Annotated in this window: 18 protein-coding genes; 11 read left to right on the top strand and 7 right to left on the bottom strand. The window is 30.0% G+C overall.

Translation table 11 applies throughout. The features are described 5' to 3' along the window. Nucleotides 1-316 precede the first annotated feature (316 nt). The 9 genes from FQU21_RS04020 (at nucleotide 317) to FQU21_RS03980 (ending at nucleotide 10,970) form a co-directional block, all read left to right on the top strand. Nucleotides 317-1,159 (top strand): RteC domain-containing protein, encoded by an 843-nt coding sequence (locus FQU21_RS04020; protein WP_054724543.1) that lies wholly within the window; start codon nucleotides 317-319, stop codon nucleotides 1,157-1,159. Nucleotides 1,160-1,276: 117 nt separating this feature from the next. Further along, entirely contained in the window at nucleotides 1,277-1,558 is a 282-nt protein-coding gene (locus FQU21_RS04015) for a helix-turn-helix domain-containing protein (RefSeq protein WP_054724547.1), read from the top strand. A gap of 292 nt (nucleotides 1,559-1,850) precedes the next feature. Continuing rightward, nucleotides 1,851-2,672 (top strand): hypothetical protein, encoded by an 822-nt coding sequence (locus FQU21_RS04010; protein ID WP_054724549.1) that lies wholly within the window; start codon nucleotides 1,851-1,853, stop codon nucleotides 2,670-2,672. A 361-nt stretch (nucleotides 2,673-3,033) separates the two neighbouring features. Further along, on the top strand, nucleotides 3,034-3,639 hold the full coding sequence (locus tag FQU21_RS04005; protein ID WP_054724551.1) for a P-loop NTPase family protein: 606 nt from the start codon (nucleotides 3,034-3,036) through the stop codon (nucleotides 3,637-3,639). Nucleotides 3,640-3,756: 117 nt separating this feature from the next. Next, nucleotides 3,757-4,488, top strand: coding sequence for a DUF6577 family protein (locus FQU21_RS04000; protein WP_054724553.1), 732 nt, complete (start codon nucleotides 3,757-3,759; stop codon nucleotides 4,486-4,488). 21 nt (nucleotides 4,489-4,509) lie between these two features. Then, a complete protein-coding gene (locus FQU21_RS03995; RefSeq protein ID WP_054724555.1) occupies nucleotides 4,510-5,568 on the top strand; it encodes a nucleotidyl transferase AbiEii/AbiGii toxin family protein in 1,059 nt (352 codons plus the stop codon). 42 nt (nucleotides 5,569-5,610) lie between these two features. Next, nucleotides 5,611-8,883: an Eco57I restriction-modification methylase domain-containing protein gene (locus FQU21_RS03990; RefSeq protein ID WP_054724557.1), complete on the top strand. Its 3,273-nt coding sequence runs from the start codon at nucleotides 5,611-5,613 to the stop codon at nucleotides 8,881-8,883. A 5-nt stretch (nucleotides 8,884-8,888) separates the two neighbouring features. Continuing rightward, nucleotides 8,889-9,632: a hypothetical protein gene (locus tag FQU21_RS03985; RefSeq protein WP_054724559.1), complete on the top strand. Its 744-nt coding sequence runs from the start codon at nucleotides 8,889-8,891 to the stop codon at nucleotides 9,630-9,632. A 918-nt stretch (nucleotides 9,633-10,550) separates the two neighbouring features. Continuing rightward, entirely contained in the window at nucleotides 10,551-10,970 is a 420-nt protein-coding gene (locus FQU21_RS03980; protein WP_054724561.1) for a DUF6943 family protein, read from the top strand. 93 nt (nucleotides 10,971-11,063) lie between these two features. Here FQU21_RS03980 and FQU21_RS17380 read toward each other — a convergent pair whose 3' ends face one another. The 4 genes from FQU21_RS17380 to FQU21_RS03965 are packed head-to-tail and all read right to left on the bottom strand — an operon-like array spanning nucleotide 11,064 to nucleotide 12,683. After that, a complete protein-coding gene (locus FQU21_RS17380; protein WP_098946169.1) occupies nucleotides 11,064-11,237 on the bottom strand; it encodes a hypothetical protein in 174 nt (57 codons plus the stop codon). Next, nucleotides 11,237-11,485 carry a hypothetical protein gene (locus tag FQU21_RS03975; protein ID WP_054724562.1) on the bottom strand — a complete coding sequence of 83 codons (249 nt, stop codon included), beginning with the start codon at nucleotides 11,483-11,485 and terminating at the stop codon, nucleotides 11,237-11,239. The genes FQU21_RS17380 and FQU21_RS03975 overlap by 1 nt, the downstream gene beginning before the upstream one ends. After that, nucleotides 11,482-11,925 carry a DUF5675 family protein gene (locus tag FQU21_RS03970; RefSeq protein ID WP_054724564.1) on the bottom strand — a complete coding sequence of 148 codons (444 nt, stop codon included), beginning with the start codon at nucleotides 11,923-11,925 and terminating at the stop codon, nucleotides 11,482-11,484. Before FQU21_RS03970 ends, FQU21_RS03975 begins: the two co-directional genes overlap by 4 nt. Then, entirely contained in the window at nucleotides 11,925-12,683 is a 759-nt protein-coding gene (locus FQU21_RS03965; RefSeq protein ID WP_054724566.1) for a hypothetical protein, read from the bottom strand. Before FQU21_RS03965 ends, FQU21_RS03970 begins: the two co-directional genes overlap by 1 nt. 296 nt (nucleotides 12,684-12,979) lie before the next feature. Here FQU21_RS03965 and FQU21_RS03960 point away from each other — a divergent pair, with 296 nt between their 5' ends. Then, nucleotides 12,980-13,183 carry a hypothetical protein gene (locus FQU21_RS03960; RefSeq protein ID WP_054724569.1) on the top strand — a complete coding sequence of 68 codons (204 nt, stop codon included), beginning with the start codon at nucleotides 12,980-12,982 and terminating at the stop codon, nucleotides 13,181-13,183. A gap of 497 nt (nucleotides 13,184-13,680) precedes the next feature. Here FQU21_RS03960 and FQU21_RS03955 read toward each other — a convergent pair whose 3' ends face one another. Beyond that, the gene (locus tag FQU21_RS03955; protein WP_262712746.1) at nucleotides 13,681-13,842 is read right to left on the bottom strand and encodes a transposase; all 162 of its coding nucleotides are present in this window, start codon (nucleotides 13,840-13,842) and stop codon (nucleotides 13,681-13,683) included. Between the two features lie 54 nt (nucleotides 13,843-13,896). Continuing rightward, the gene (locus tag FQU21_RS03950; RefSeq protein ID WP_246124753.1) at nucleotides 13,897-14,058 is read right to left on the bottom strand and encodes a transposase; all 162 of its coding nucleotides are present in this window, start codon (nucleotides 14,056-14,058) and stop codon (nucleotides 13,897-13,899) included. Between the two features lie 266 nt (nucleotides 14,059-14,324). Here FQU21_RS03950 and FQU21_RS03945 point away from each other — a divergent pair, with 266 nt between their 5' ends. Further along, entirely contained in the window at nucleotides 14,325-14,735 is a 411-nt protein-coding gene (locus tag FQU21_RS03945) for a transposase (RefSeq protein ID WP_147676937.1), read from the top strand. Here the strand turns inward: FQU21_RS03945 and FQU21_RS03940 are convergent. Next, a complete protein-coding gene (locus FQU21_RS03940; protein ID WP_147676729.1) occupies nucleotides 14,685-16,121 on the bottom strand; it encodes a sulfatase in 1,437 nt (478 codons plus the stop codon). The two genes, FQU21_RS03945 and FQU21_RS03940, sit on opposite strands and share 51 nt — an antisense overlap. Nucleotides 16,122-16,168 lie beyond the last annotated feature (47 nt).

Below are 16,168 nucleotides of genomic sequence, written 5' to 3'. Positions count from 1 at the left end.
ATAATGTATATGAAATTCAAGTATAAAAATCTATAAATGGATACAATTTTAATTACAGAAAGAAATGGACATCTCAAAAAAAACAGTATGTCTTTATAGGTAATGAAGGATTGTGTTACACAAATTTTATCAAAGAAAATCCAATTTTAAAAAATTGAGAATATAATAATATTATAGAAGTTACCTAACAAGGAATATCTGTTTTAATAATGTAAACAAAGTGGTTGTTATTATTTGTATGAGAAACTTTAATTAAGTAAGATCCTGATGATGCGAAAAATTTCTTAATAATTTAACTTATAACAAAAATAACGGTTTGCAACCCCCAATAAACAAACTACTAATAGACCTACAAGAACAACTCAACTTTATAAATATTGAGATTGATGACCCTATTGTGGCATGTGAGCAAGCCATTGAAATAACCTTAAAATCTTTAGAGCAATTAAAGAAGTTTGTGTTAAAAAGAAAATTCAAATCAACAAACGAAGAAATTAATTTTTTCAAAGAAATCAAGCCTCAATTTTCCTCCAAATTTATTTATTACAACAAAATATATAAAATGGAAACCAAAAGACCTTATGGAGGTCAAAGAGTGGTGAAAAAATTTTATAGAAATGAATTGCGAAAACTAAAATTGTTTTTTGATAGCGAACTAGAGTTTTATAGATACTTCCGAACAGGAAGCAATTATTTAGACCATAAATATTTTGTACGCGGTAAGTTAGATGTAAAACTAAGCTTAAACTCCTTTTATTTCGAATCAGATAAAAACTTTGCAACCACACATAGTTACAAAGTCGCTAAAATTATAGCGCATGATTTACTACAAGTATACCTAGAGGATAAATTATTGTTATTAGAAAATAAGCAACCCAATCAAAAATCACAAGTTAACCCGAAGATCAAACAAAACTGGACTGGCTCTAAAGTGGCTCTAATAGAGTTGTTATATGCATTACATTCAGAAGGTGTCTTTAACAATGGAGCTTCAGATTTAAAAGACATTGCTGCTTATTTCGAAGACACCTTCAATATCAATTTAGGTCAATATCACAGAGCTTTTTTAGAAATTCGAATGCGCAAAGGAGATAGAACAAAGTTTATGACCTCACTTAAAGAGAGTCTTAAAAAAAGAATGGATAATTCGGATGAATAAGATAAGTGATTGAATTATTGTCTTTAAAATAAAATGTATCACAACTTCGGTTCGCCTTGTGATGTAAAATCACTCAAAACCAACAAATTTGTACCATAACAATCTAAAAATCAAGTTATGGAAGTAGAACTAATTACAAAAGAAGACTTACACCAATTCAGAATAGACCTTCTAAACAGCATCAAAGCCATCATAACCCATCAAGCTGGGTATCGAGAAAAACAATGGCTCAAATCTATTGAAGTCCGAAAATTACTAAACATCTCTCCAGGAACCTTACAAAACCTACGCATCAATGGTACGCTCACTTATACCAAAGTTGGAGGTATTATCTTTTATGCCTACGATGATATTCAAAAGGTTTTAGAAGAAAATAAAGTTAATAATTCCGAAAGCTAATTACAATCTCTATTCGACATAGGATTTGTAGGCGAGTGTCAATCAATAGAAAAAACCGTAAAAAGAAAAGCTGTTTGAGGCTTAAGCCGAGTTCTTTTCTTTTAGGGTTTGAGATTGTAATTGACCGCTGAGAATCCAAGTCTTGACTTTTTGTTTCTTTTGTGTTAAGACAAAAGAAAAATCAATTTTACTGTCGAAAATTCAAGGGGCTATTTCTATGATAAAGTTTGTATTGATTGAATTTAAAATGTTTATGTCAATGTAAAAAACACAAAATTAAACCATTTACAAAATGAACTACATAAAACACTTAACAGGATTTTTTGACCGCATCATTCACGATTCAAATTTAAACCCAACACATATAAGTTTATATTTAGGCTTATTTCAATACTGGAATATCAACCGGTTTAAAAATCCAATAAGCATTACAAGAGATGAGGTTATGCGTATTAGTAAAATATGTTCTAAAGCAACGTATCACAAATGCATACGCGAATTAAATGACAAAGGATATCTTAAATACGAACCATCCTACAATCCTTTTAAAGGCAGTATGGTCTATATGTTCAATTTTTCAGAAGACTTAAAACCAGTTCAAAAAAAAGACCGCAATACTAAAAAAAATATCCCTGTTGATGAACAAGCTCTAAACAAGCAAAAAACTAGTAGTGAACAAGCACTGGTATCTTCTATAAACAGTATAAACAAAACAAACACTTTAAACATTTCAAACTTGGAAGAACAAGCACCAAATTTTGAAAATAAAAATATAGAGTTTAAAAATCAGGGCGATGTAAAAGAAAAAAAGTTGCGGCAAAAAAAGAAAAATAAGATCACTTCAAATGCAGTCTTGAAGCCGACTATTGAAGAAGTAAATAAGTATTTTATAGAACAAAAACACCCAGAATTAGAAGCGCAGAAGTTTTACAATTATTTTACCAGCAATGGTTGGTTAGTAGGCGGAAAAACCAAAATGGTCGATTGGAAAGCTGCTGCAGAAAATTGGATGCTCAACAGTGCTAATTTTAAGCACAACACCGACACCACACCGACAAATCGAGCAAAACAACTCAACACAACTACGGATAAAAATTACTCCGAACCATTGTAACGTTTTGTCTCATACTGTATTTGTTCAATTAAATAAAACGCTTTATTGTCACACTGAGCTATGTAGAAATGTAAATAAAAAAACATGACTAAAAATGTAGATAACAAATCTAGTTACAATCTCAACCGCCATAGAATCTGGCAGGCGAGTGTCAAATATTTGAAGGTTTCGTAAAAACAAAAGCTGTTTGAGCCTGACTAAAAGGAAGGCGAGTTCTTTTGTTTTAGAAATCAAAAATCAATTTGACCGCCGAAGATTTAAGGCTTGAATTTTTGGTTCGTTTTGTTTCAAGACAAAATGAACAAGTTGATAGCTTAAAGCAATTTCTATAATAAATTATAGATTAAAATTAGAAAACAAAATGCGACACAACTACCAAGAAATAACCCAATGGCTCGAAAAAAAAGGCAAAGAACTATTCGGAATCCATTTCAAAATTTATAAAGAAGATAAAACCATTATTGAAAAGTTAATAGCCTATATGCTAAAAGATGAAAAAAGAGCTATTGAACTCAATATTTCTTTAGAAAAAGGCATCTTACTTTCCGGACCCATAGGCTGTGGTAAAACATCATTAATGACCTTGATAAAACATATTACTGAAAAAGAAAAGTATCATGTAAAATCCTGTAGAGATGTAAGTTTTGAATTCATACAAGACGGTTACGAAGTCATTCACAGGTATAGCAAAGGCAAGCTATACCAACCAAAATACAACACCATTTGTTTTGACGATTTAGGAACGGAAAGCAACTTAAAATACTTCGGTAACGAATGCAATGTCATGGCAGAAATCATATTAAGCCGCTACGATTTATTCGTAAGTAAAAAGCTAAAAACACACATTACCACAAACCTCTCTGCATCAGAAATTGAACAACACTATGGCAACCGAGTAAGAAGTAGAATGCGAGAACTATTCAATTTAATCGCTTATGACAATACATCAAAAGACAAACGCAGATAATTAAAAAAACTATAAATTAATGAAGATGCTAGGTGTAAAGAAAACAATTTATTGAAAATAATTAATCTTTGGCAAATATTATGTAATTTGCCAAAGATTAATTAAGAACTTAACACTTTGATTGATACAATAAAAGATAAAATAGAATCTTATTTTAAAGAACAATCAACCATTTCAAAAGAGAAATTGGTGAATTGTATGGTGTTAGATTTTCCTGAACTAAAACAAAGCACTATAAACGTGTATTTGTCACGTTTAAAAAAGGAAGGACTTATTAAAAACCCCGCAAGAGGCATGTATGCATTAAAAGAAAAAAAGACATACAATCCTGTTGTAGATAGTTATTTAAAACGCTTGTTCAATAAAATAAAAAAAGACTATCCTTTTGTTGAGTTTTGTATTTGGGACACCAAATGGTTAAATGAATTTATGAGGCATCAACCATTTAAATGCTATACGGTTCTAGAATTAGACAAAGATGTTACAGAAGCTGTCTTTCACGCATTAAAAGAACAAGGAAAGCAAGTCTATATAGAACCAGATGCAGAAACGTTCAATCTGTATATCAACAATAGTGAAGATGTTATTATTTTAAAACATTTAATATCAGAAGCACCTTTGCAAGAAATAAATAAAATAACGCTGCCAACGCTGGAAAAATTATTAGTTGATATGACTATTGATACCAAACTATACGCAGCACAACAAAGTGAAATAGAGTTTATTTACGCTTCTGCATTTGAAAAGTATGAGGTAAATAAAAATAAAATGAAGCGGTATGCATACAGACGAAATAGAGAAAATGAAGTAGAAAATTTAACCAATTTAACTTTGGCAAAAATTAAATAATTTGCCAAAACATAATTACGAATGATAGAACCAACAACATACCATCCAGATTGGATTCATGAAGTTAAAAGTAATTTAGGAAAAAAGAAATTAGATCCTAAATTAATTGAGAAGGTAATTTATGCATTGCTGTTTTTAGAACAATTAAAAGGATACGGATTAGAATTTATTTTTAAAGGTGGTACGGCGTTATTACTAGCTACCAAAATACCTAAACGATTTTCAATAGATATAGACATTATCACAGAGCAAACACAAAGTGAAATAGAAAACATTCTAGAAAAAATTAGTAAAAATACGGTGTTTACACATTGGGAAGATGACAATAATAGAAAACACACGCCAGATGCACCAATAGGACATTTTAAAATGTATTATACTAGTAATGTAGATGGTAGTGTAGAACCAATACTATTAGATGTATTATACACACCAAATCCATATCCGGCACTTATGGAAATTCCCATAGCGCATGATTGGGTCCAAACTACAGGAGAAATTATTACGGTACAAATGCCAACCTTTGATGCCATATTAGGAGACAAATTAACGGCTTTTGCACCAAAAACAACAGGAATATTATATAGTAAAAACAGACCTGTAGAAATCATAAAGCAATTGTTTGATGTGGCCTTTTTAACAGATAACATCACAGATTTAAAAACAGTTCAAAATAGCTACAACAAAGTAGTGGCAGAAGAAATTAAATTCAGAAAGTTAAACATATCTGCAATTCAGGTATTAGAAGATACCCAAGAAGCTTGTTACATATTAGCAACTAGAGATCTCAAATCAGAAGAATTTAAACATTTACAACTAGGGATTAGCAATTTTACAAATTTCACCATTACAAAATTTAATATTGAAGAAGCGATTACAGCTGCAGCCAAAACAGCTTATTTAGCAGAAGTATTAAAAAATGAAATAGTATCAGATTTAGAAAAATTTAAAAGCCCTAAACAGATTAAAGATTGGACTATTGAAAACCAACAGTTCAATAAATTAAACAAACTAAAGAAAAGCAATCCAGAGGCCTTTTTCTATTGGTTCATAATGCTCGAATTAAAGGGGAGCTATTAAAAAAAACATGTCAATATTTATAAAATTAATAACTAATCTTTTATGACATCTATATTACATAGACTATTTAATGAACTTGGATATAATAAAGAAAATGGACTTTTTATTTTGGATGAAGATGAAGAGAAAATTTTAAATGTATTTCCTAGTAGAGTTAGTAGGATAATTACAGAAGTTATAAAACCTTATGCTATTTTTTGTGCTGATATTCAGTATGAAAATAAAGAGCATATTAAACCATTTAATAACCCATTAATCTTATTTTATGATAATCCTACAGAATCTGAATATAGTTTAATTCCAAAACACTCATTTAATTTAAGTAGAGCACCTTTAGTTATAATAAATAAAGAAAATAACATTGAAATCTATAATGGTTTTGATTTTTCAGATAGTTCAAACCAGTGGTTGGAGTTAATAAATGTTAATAGAAACCTTCTGTATATTGAAAATCTACGAAATGGTGAAGGCTGGAGAGAGATTTATAATGAATATTTTACAAAAAGTAAAACTGTTGATAGATTTCTGTTAAGTAATATTACTGATGCTAGAAGAATATTAATAGCAAAAGAGATTAATTTTCCAGAAGGAAATTTAACACCTGAAGTTGCTAACCGGTTAATCGGTAGGCTTATTTTTATTAGATATTTAATTGACAGAAATGTAGTTTTTAATGATCAAAATATTTTAATTGGCTCTACAAAAAAAGAACGACAAGAGGCACTCAATCAAATCTTGCTAAATCATAAGCAGACGTATGATTTTTTTGAATACATTAGTAATAAATTTGGAGGAGATTTATTTCCCCTTGAATTTGAAAATCAAGGGCTACCTTTTTTTGAAAAAGATTATGTTAAACAAGAAAATTTAAATATCCTTTATCATTTATTGACGAGTTCTAAAATGTTTATGGGTGATAAAGTTAAGGGCTATAGTGTGCAGCCATCAATGTTTAATGTTTATGATTTTGAAATTATACCAGTTGAATTAATTAGTAATATTTATGAGAGTTTTTTAGGGAATACTGCATTTTCTAATGGTAAAATGATCACTGAGCTTTCTAAACAAAAAGAAGTTAAAGCATATTATACACCACCTTTTTTAGTAGATTATGTATTAAGCCAAACTATTCAACCTTTTTTAAAAAAACAACAAAATAGTAATTGTAAAGTTTTAGATCCATCATGTGGTTCTGGTATTTTTTTAGTAGAGTCTTTAAGAAGGATTATTGATAAAGAAATTGTAGTCAATAGCAAAGAAAATAAGTATAAGAAAACAATTTCTAATGAAAAACTATGGCGTTTATTAGAAGACAATATTTACGGGATAGATATCGATAAAAATGCAATTGAGATAACTATTTTCTCTCTTTACATCACATTGCTAGATTACAAAACACATCCAAAAGAAATTGAAAATTTTGAATTTAGACCATTAAAGGATAAAAACTTATTTGGAGGACAGAAAGCAGATTTCTTTAATGAAAGCAATGCTTTCAATACATTGTTTAAAAAACAAGTTAAATTAGATTTCATTGTTGGTAATCCACCTTGGGGTATCGTAAAGACATCAAGGTATGTAGACTATATTACAGAAAGGAATAGGAAAGAATTATCAAGAAACTTAAAAGAAGAAATATCATTATCTATAGGTAACAAGGAAATTTCTCAAGCCTTTATAGTAAGGGTAAGTGATTTAATTCAGAAAGAACATAAGACCAAAATTTGCTTTATCGTAACAGGTAAAAACTTATACAATTCTGATGAAAGTGCTATAAAATGGAGAAAGTACTTCCTGTCAAAATTTAATGTGCATCAGTGTTTTGATTTATTTGGTGTAAATAATAAAGTAGCTGGTGGTAAGCAGATATTTGACAATGCTAATCAACCACCTGCAATACTATTGTATAGCTTGAAGGACAATAGTATTGCTAATAATAAAATAAAACATATTGTAGCTAGGGCTAATAAGTATTATTATTATTTCAAAACTATAGTTATTGAAAAGAATGATGTTAAGTTAATTGATCAAAACTTATTTATTAAGGATGATAAGTTATGGAAGATAATGTTATATGGTAATATTTTGGATTATTTGTTTATCAAAAAACTAAAAGATAACGACTTAACTATATCTAAAATAATTAGCAAATTCAATCTAACTATAAAAGGTGGTTTTAAATCTAAAGATTCAGGTATACCAGTTAACAAGAGAAAATCAACAAAAGAATATTGGAAATATGATTATATAGAAGTAGAAAAAAGCAAAGATTTAAGACAGTTTCAAGTAATCTCAAATAAAACGTTCAAACAAAAATTGGATGAACTCTATCTAAAAGGAGATATACAAAAAGATCTAAAAGTACCTCAAATAACAGAAATTTCAGCATTTAAAGGGAAGAAACTATTAATAAAAAAAGGTCTTGATAAATACTTAAATCATAGAGCGGTGAGTGCTTTTTATGATGGAGATTGTATTTTTTCATCAACTATAGCTTCAATAGTACCTGTTGATGGAGAAATGTCGAATGAAGTAGAGAATTTACTTCTTTGTATGTCCGCAATATTTAATTCTAAATTATTTACATATTTCCTTTTAATGACGAGTTCTTCATTTGGTGCAGATAGAAACAGAGTTAATTTTATTGAATTTTTAGAAATGCCATTTAAAGAAGATATTGAGTTATCACTTCTGACAAGGGAATTACATGATTTAAAAAAGGATGATTTTTTCAATGAAAATAGAGAAAAGATTTATTCAATCGAAAATCAGATTGAATATAAAATATATGAATTATTTAATATAAATTCTATTGAGAAAGAATTGATAAATTATGCTTTAAATATCAGTATACCTGTTATGAAGAGAGCTGATAGATTAAATAGTAATCATCTTTCAATTTTTGAAAAAATAACAGAAAAAAATCTAGAGTCTATAGGAAAATATTGTCAAACATTTATCAATCATTTTAGTTCGAGATTTAATAAAACGAATAAGTGCTTTATTGTAGATGTATATATCAATAAAAACTTTATTGCCGTTAATTTTGTTGTTTCAGAAGAAGTGAGAAAGGATATAATAAAATACTTTTTTAACTCTAGTTTAGAAGATTCGATAAATAAAATCGGTGGATTGGGTATGCATAAAGTTAGTACTTGCTTGTTTGCCCAACAAGATATTAGAGGATTTAATAGAAGTTCATTTTATGTAATAAAGCCTAATATTTTGAAAAATTGGCATAGGGCTATTGCTCATTTAGATTTATCGGAATTTATTGAGGCTATAGCAAAATCAGAAATAAAAAAAACTAATTAAGTAAGATGAACGCAGACAGTTTTATTTATTCTGAAGAACCGTATTATCAGACAAAACTATTTAATCTAGTAGGGTATTCTTATTCGGAATTAAAAAAAGAAAAAAAAACATCCAAATATTCTAGAAAAGAAATTTTAAAAAAGCATGTCCAATTTAAAGGAAATAAAGGTGCTAAAACCAAATTAGAACTTGAAGATTATTTAAGAAATGATTTCCTTAAAAATTATATTAACAACAATAAATCAAAATTTAATCTAGATTATTTTTATTTTGAACCTGGTGTTGATGAAATAAAAGATGGTGTAACAATAGGTAGTTTAGATATTAAAGTTTTATTACCAACTAATAAATCGTTAACTGGTGATGAATATTTTGCTATAGAATGCAAAAGAATTAATAAACTAGCTAAAACAAAAAAATATTATATAGATCATGGAGTTAATCGTTTTTTAACTAGACAATATTACCCAGAATCTAATTCTAAAATAGCTTTTATGTTATCATTTATGGAGTGTGAAAAACCATCACACAGAGAGGATTCAAATTCAATAGTAATGTCTTTTAATGAGCTATTGGATCAAAATTATCAGAAAAGTATTTTGTGCTCAATAGGAGATGTAGATTTAGATGTCAATATTGATAAAAAATATGAAATAGATATTTATAATTCATATTTCAGAAGAGATGATGGTAGCAGTATTCAGATTTATCATATTTTTTTAGATTATTATGATATAATTGATATTTAATCCCCACAAACCAAAACCCAGTTTTCTCGTTCCTCAAAACCCTCTGTCTTTTGGTTTGTTCCGCGCGCCACACGTCTATAGCGTTTAAATTGCCAAACTATTGCAGCACATTACAGCTTGTTTCATTCGTGCCTCATTTCACAACTATAAAGAGCTGCCCCAGGCAAAAAGCTAATAATTTAAACGCTATCCCAAAGCTAAGTTACATAACGGGTAGTTATGGTAGCATTCATTCACTTTCTGTACCATAACTCCATTATGTAAAATAGCCGTTTTCCAGCCGCACACTTCTCATTTCAATTAAAATTTTGAACAAATAAACATATTATAAAAGACCACTTTCCCCGCCACCCATTTCAGCGGTGTAGGTTACAGCAATTAGTAATGTTTGCTATGTGTCTGCGGTAGGCAAACTACATTCGTTCAATCCCTTATCAGGGAATCACTCTTTTCATTTCCCCACCTCAACACCGCGCATAAAAAAAGTGCACCACTGCGTTCAGCACTTCATTTATTTTTCCCACCGCTACAACATCAATAATCACTTCCACCTACGCATATTTCCCCCAAAGTATCCTAGAATTGAAAATAGGTGAAACAAAAAAACAAAAAAAAGAATGCAATGCTAGGCACTCCCTTCGTCCAATGCTTTTATGCTATAAAGGTCAAGCCCTACGGGTTTTGAAAAAAATCTCCACTGCAAAACTCAACTGGTTTTAACATCTTTTTACAATCCAGTAAATACCCTTTCTGTTTAATATTTTGAACTAATTAAGCAGTAGTATTTTTTCCAAAAACCTTGACAGCATAGCCTCGTTTCCTTAATGATGGGCTTTCTTTTTTCTGTTTTTCTTTTAAAATTTTATTGCGCGAAGCGTAGCGGAGCATAGAGAATCTTAATTTTTTAATTGGATAACTATGCTAACTTTTCAAATCAAAACCCACAAACACGGACAAACGTACTCAAAACCGCATTTCTACATCTTAAACAAAGGGTTAAATAGCGGAAAACCATGTAGAACCCCAATAAGAAACTCATTTGTTATTTCAACAGAAACAATTGAACAAAAAGAAGCTTTGTTTCAGCTATCATATATGTTGTTAGAATCCAAATACTATAATTATTATTTGAAAGGTTCTGTTATTCCTTTTATAGGCATAAATGATGTTAAAAATTTACTGATAAAAAATCATAAGTACCTAAAGCAACAAGATTTTCAAACAAAAATTGAGGCAATAAAAAAAGTAGAGGTCCTAGAAAAAGGTTTTCAAAATAAATTAAAAACCATTCAAGAACTAAAAACCTCCTTATTAAGATCCTGTAAATTGGAAAGGTAAATAAAAAAGGTTCAATCAATATGACTGAACCTTTAATGTTCGGTAAAGTTACCACACTAAAAACCGAACACGATGTTTATTTTATGATGAAGTCTATTTCTTAGACTTTGTAAGCCATTTTAAAAAATAAGAAACGGCAAAACTGACAGTGGCTCCAACAATAGCCAGAAGAACTGTTTTGAGAATATCTTCAGAAAAAATGGTAGGACTGATACTCAATAATGTTCCTGAGGCAGTTCCTATTTTAAGTGAAATATTTGTTTTCATTACTCAGAATTTATTTCATTTGCTGAGTTGATTTCTTTTAGAGCTTCATCATCAACAGTTACTTGACTTACAGCTGATAAAACACCACCAGCAACAGCCACATACCCTGCAATAGTTACAACCGTTGCAGGCAAAGCAATAGGAGCAGCAATAATACTTCCGCTTATAGCTAGCAATGACAAACCTACGGTTCTTAAAACTTTAAAAAACTTAGGTGTTGGTGCATTTGCACGTTTTGTTACATTCATAATTTTATATTTTTAAGTTCAACTTCCTTTTTATCATTTAGGTTGGTTGAGGTAATTCTCAATTCCACTTGTATATTTTTATCTAATATGGGAAAAACCAAATCAGTTAATTTCTTGAGTGCTTTTCTTGAGGAACTACCTTGACCAATTCCTATGTGTTTTGTTACAGGAGCAATACAACCTTTTAATTCTTTTTGAGCATGATTCGCAGGATGGATTAATATCAAATTTCGTCCTGGAACATTTTTAATATGAAGATGCTTTTTAAATCGTTTGCTATAACGCTTCTGCAAAATATATATCCCCTCTGGAATACAAGAAACACAACGTTGATTCTCTAACCAAGGCAACTCAATAGTTTGGCAAATAGTTTTACCGTTAAATTGGAGTGTTCCTTGTGTTCCATTAGGAAAATAAGTTCTATACAGTACCAACAACATTATACACCGCTATCAACTTTTACAATAGATAAAGGATTGTATGTTCCATTTTTAAGAGAATACATTTGTCCGTTAACCTCTTGAAAAAATTCAATACCCAATGCTAAAAACAAAGGATGTGTACTATTTGCTGTTACGGCATTGCTTAAATTAATAACAGCAGTGGCTGTTGTATCCCATGGTAAAATTGCCGTTTCAGAAGTCTCTACAATAGAAGTTTCTTCTTGAAAATCAACTTCAGCACCTCCAGAAATCACTTTAAAATGTGTTGTACCACTGGGTGCAGCAATCATATTTGATGGAATAAAAGAAGGAATCTCAACATCCAAAGTTCCTGCAACACGATCAATTGTACCCGTAAAAGGTGCAAATAAACTGGTGCCAAGTTTACCTCTAATATTAAATTCAAATCCTAACAGCAATTCTGTTTCACCATCAATTACGTTACGCAATCCACGTTCGCTAGTGCTATCTGCTTGAATGACTTTCACCATAGTTTGTGTCAATCTACTAACCATTCTACCATCAGAAGCATTCAATAAAAGCAATCTCAAAGCAGTTCGTAACACTTTACCTGCTTTACCCGCTCTACCAAATTCAGAACCATTTTCACGCGTTCTTTGAAAAGCCGGATCTGTTGCAATTCTTTTTGCATCAATACCGCCTTTTTCACGAGCCAAATGTCCGTCTTTGGTTTTGTAAAAGGTAATATCTCCAATAGTACCTTTTAGTTTAATTATGCCTTTTTGTCTTGCCATAATTTTTCATTTTTTGATTATACATTTAGAATGTTCAGGTACACTCTTTCAAACCTCATAAATCAAATCACGATGCATCAAAAACCGATTTACAGGAACAAATCTTTCATTTAAAATTAATAAACACAAGGAACTACTACCTTACAGAGCTATTATAGCCTAATAAGTTCTTTTTTACCTATTTTTACTTACCAATGGATAAATGATATTAAATAACTTTGAAAAGGCTTTTATTTCGTTTGTATGACATTCATGAATAAAGTATAGCAAAGCCAAGTTTAAAGTATAGATAGTATATGAAATTTGAACAAAAGAGAGTATGTATATATCCAAAAGACGTTCAAAGAATTACGGGTAAAAGTTATCGTTATTCACGATTACTTTTAATTGACATCAAAAAGCACCTAAACAAACAAGATCATCAATTCATTTCTGTTGATGAATTTTGCCAGTATACAGGGCTTAAATTTGAAGAAGTTAATCCTTTGATAATTGGATAAGCGTTTAAGAGTTAAGCCTCTTAAATAGCCTCTTTTTAATTATTAAAAACAAGTTCATTAAGTAGTTCATTATTTGGACTTAACACTTGTGTTTTCAGTGGTTTATTATTATATTTACACATATAATTTAATGTTCTTTATGCATATTTGATAGTGACCTATTTAATGACCTATCGAAACATATTACAGCGAAACCCTTGAAAATACTAGCATAATAAAGAGGAATACAAATCCCTCTTTCTCCGCTGAAATTTATTCAATTTCCAACAAAGTCCTGTAAACACTATGTTTACGGGACTTTTTAGTTTCTGCAAAACATCAAAATATGTATTAAATACCATTCTGTTGGTGACCTATTAGGTGACCTTTTTTGAACCTTATTTAGGTCACCTGTTTGTTAATAACTGTTTATAAATCAGTTACTTAAACAGGACAAAAGACCTTGATATTTCGTAAATTAATGTATAATTTTAAAGGATCAATCCAAATTGTTGTGTTTACGCAAAAATTGTTGTTAATCTATAGAGGAAGAATTCTACATTTTTAACCCCTCTAAACTGTGCTCTAAAAGCTTTTATTTTGGCATTAAAGGATTCGGCAGAAGCGTTTGTACTTCTATTTATAAAATAATTAAGGATCAAGTCCAAAAGTTGTGTGATTTTGGTTATTAAGCAAAAATATTAGTTGGTCTAAAAAGGAAGAATTCTACACTCCTACCCCCTCTTAAACTGTGCTCTAAAAGCTTTTATTTTTGCCTTGAAAGATTCAGCAGCGGTATTTGTACTTCTATTGACAAAATAGTTAAAGATAAATCTGTAGTTTATAATTATGGTATTTGCTATGGTATTAAACGCTTTAAAGCCAGATTGCTTCATTTCTTTATACTAATGTGCATATATAGTATATGCCATTTCTTGGGATTTAGCAGAATTAAAAATATTTCTAAGATTTTGTGCCAAATTAAAAACTGTTTTCATATCAGAATATTCTTTAAAATTTATTTGGCTTCTTTCATAATGATTTTTAGTCTAATTAGAAGGCTCTTTTTAAAGTAAATATCTACTTCTAGCTAATAGTTGTTTTCTAGTAATTCCATTGCTAAACAGATAGAAGCCTTTGCCATAAATATTAAACAAATTGTATTATAGAACAAAATTACAATTTAAAACGATTAAAATCTCAGGCAAACAACTTATTGATCAGCAAACAAGGTATCGCAAAAAGAAAACTGCGCTACATGGATAAGGAAGCTGTTTTTGGAAATATTAAGCAAAACATGAACTTTAAGCGCTTTATGTTAAGAGGAGTTAATAAAGTAAAAGTAGAAATAGGCTTAATTGCAATGGCTCACAACCTAAAAAAGTATAGCTTAACTAGGTTAGCTTACTTTGCTTTTTTATGCCTACGCTATTGTAATCTCATTTTAAAATTATCTAACAAAATTAAATATATTCAAAAAAGAAAATCGCCTAAAATTACTTTTGAGACGACCTCCTCTTTTTTATCGGTCAGCATCATAAAAAATCATTGGTCCAGCATTCATATCATTTAGTGGTGCTTCGTATTTTGGAAGCCACTTTATCATATGCTTTTTTTGAGCTTGATACGTATCGATATTAGCCAAATTCTTAATTTCAAGTTTATCCACAGCATTATGATATAATTCTTCGCTACCATCATGATATCTAATATATCGCCAATCTTTTGTTCTAATAGCATAATTTCCTCTCCCCATAGTAGTAATGGCAGGAATATCACGTTTTAATTGAGGATTTTTAAGCCATGGAGTTAAATCAATGCCATCAAGATAACTTGGAGATGTAAGACCTGTTAATGCCATGATGGTGGGGTAAAGATCGACAAGAGATGTACTTTCTTTACAAACCCTTCCTTTTTGTATACCCTCCCTCAAATCCCAAATTATGAGTGGAACACGGGTTGCTCCTTCCCAAAGCGTAAATTTTCCTAATTTTGATTTACTACCGTAATGATTACCATGGTCTGACCATAATATAACAACGGTATTCCTGTAATTCTCGCTATTTTTTAAAGCTGTTATTATCCTACCAACCTGATTATCTATAAATGAAAGCGTTGCAAGATAAGACTGAATAACCAATTTCCATTTGTCAGCCTGTTTAATCTTCTTATCATCATTTCCATTATTTATGAATTCAATGCCTACGGGCGGAATATCATCTAAATCCTCTAAATAAGTAGGAGTGATTTCTAATGCATTATATAAGTCAAAATATTTTTTAGGAATCATATTAGGTAAATGTCCTTCATATAAACCTAAGGCAAGAAAAAAAGGAGTTTCATGCTTTTTTTCAAGTATTTCTATTCCGTAATTAACCACATCATAAGACTGGTAGTCTGAGTCATCATTAAGGGTAGGATAAAATTTCCGAGATTTACTAAACGTATAACCTAAATCTTCAATAGGCTTCATCTCTTTTTGTTTTGGAGTATAGTGCCCTGTCCATTCATTTTCACCATGCATGTGTGTATAAGTCCAATTGTAGCAATGAATTTCTCCAGATGCAAATGTATTGTATCCATTTTCTTTAAGTAATTGTGGTAAAGAAATGAATTCTGGAGTTTTTTTTCGTATTTCAACTTGTATTTCTTGCATATCCTTATTGTAACGATATAAACCTGAATTAAAGGCATGCTGTCCAAACAAGATAGCATTTCTGCTAGGGCCACAGGAAGGGGTTGTGCAGTGAGCATTTGTAAAATTTACACCCATATTAGCAATCTTATCCATATTTGGTGTGATTGCTTTGTATCTACCATCTAAAAAGCCTACAAAATCATTGACATCATTTATACTTAGAAATATGATGTTTGGTGGTTCTTTTTCTTTTATAATTTGACATTGTGTAATAATTGGTATTAAATTAAAAACTACAATAGTAATTATTTTTAAATTCATCTGAATTTGTTTTTTTAATCTTTGGGTTTACTCCCGTTTTAGTAGGA

This window comes from Algibacter pacificus (genome assembly GCF_008033385.1).
In the GTDB taxonomy this organism is placed as follows: domain Bacteria; phylum Bacteroidota; class Bacteroidia; order Flavobacteriales; family Flavobacteriaceae; genus Algibacter; species Algibacter pacificus.
Note: the sequence above shows the minus strand (reverse complement) of the source record. Positions and strands in the feature narration are given on the sequence as shown.

Excerpts from the sequence above, each read along its gene's own strand:
- FQU21_RS04015 (WP_054724547.1), top strand. The coding sequence starts at position 1,277 with ATGGAAGTAGAACTAATTACAAAAGAAGACTTACACCAATTCAGAATA.
- FQU21_RS04010 (WP_054724549.1), top strand. The coding sequence starts at position 1,851 with ATGAACTACATAAAACACTTAACAGGATTTTTTGACCGCATCATTCAC.
- FQU21_RS03985 (WP_054724559.1), top strand. The coding sequence starts at position 8,889 with ATGAACGCAGACAGTTTTATTTATTCTGAAGAACCGTATTATCAGACA.
- FQU21_RS03960 (WP_054724569.1), top strand. The coding sequence starts at position 12,980 with ATGAAATTTGAACAAAAGAGAGTATGTATATATCCAAAAGACGTTCAA.
- FQU21_RS04005 (WP_054724551.1), top strand. The coding sequence starts at position 3,034 with ATGCGACACAACTACCAAGAAATAACCCAATGGCTCGAAAAAAAAGGC.
- FQU21_RS03980 (WP_054724561.1), top strand. The coding sequence starts at position 10,551 with ATGCTAACTTTTCAAATCAAAACCCACAAACACGGACAAACGTACTCA.
- FQU21_RS03995 (WP_054724555.1), top strand. The coding sequence starts at position 4,510 with ATGATAGAACCAACAACATACCATCCAGATTGGATTCATGAAGTTAAA.
- FQU21_RS03970 (WP_054724564.1), bottom strand. The coding sequence starts at position 11,925 with ATGTTGTTGGTACTGTATAGAACTTATTTTCCTAATGGAACACAAGGA.
- FQU21_RS03950 (WP_246124753.1), bottom strand. The coding sequence starts at position 14,058 with ATGAAGCAATCTGGCTTTAAAGCGTTTAATACCATAGCAAATACCATA.
- FQU21_RS03975 (WP_054724562.1), bottom strand. The coding sequence starts at position 11,485 with ATGAATGTAACAAAACGTGCAAATGCACCAACACCTAAGTTTTTTAAA.
- FQU21_RS17380 (WP_098946169.1), bottom strand. The coding sequence starts at position 11,237 with ATGAAAACAAATATTTCACTTAAAATAGGAACTGCCTCAGGAACATTA.
- FQU21_RS03990 (WP_054724557.1), top strand. The coding sequence starts at position 5,611 with ATGACATCTATATTACATAGACTATTTAATGAACTTGGATATAATAAA.
- FQU21_RS03965 (WP_054724566.1), bottom strand. The coding sequence starts at position 12,683 with ATGGCAAGACAAAAAGGCATAATTAAACTAAAAGGTACTATTGGAGAT.
- FQU21_RS03940 (WP_147676729.1), bottom strand. The coding sequence starts at position 16,121 with ATGAATTTAAAAATAATTACTATTGTAGTTTTTAATTTAATACCAATT.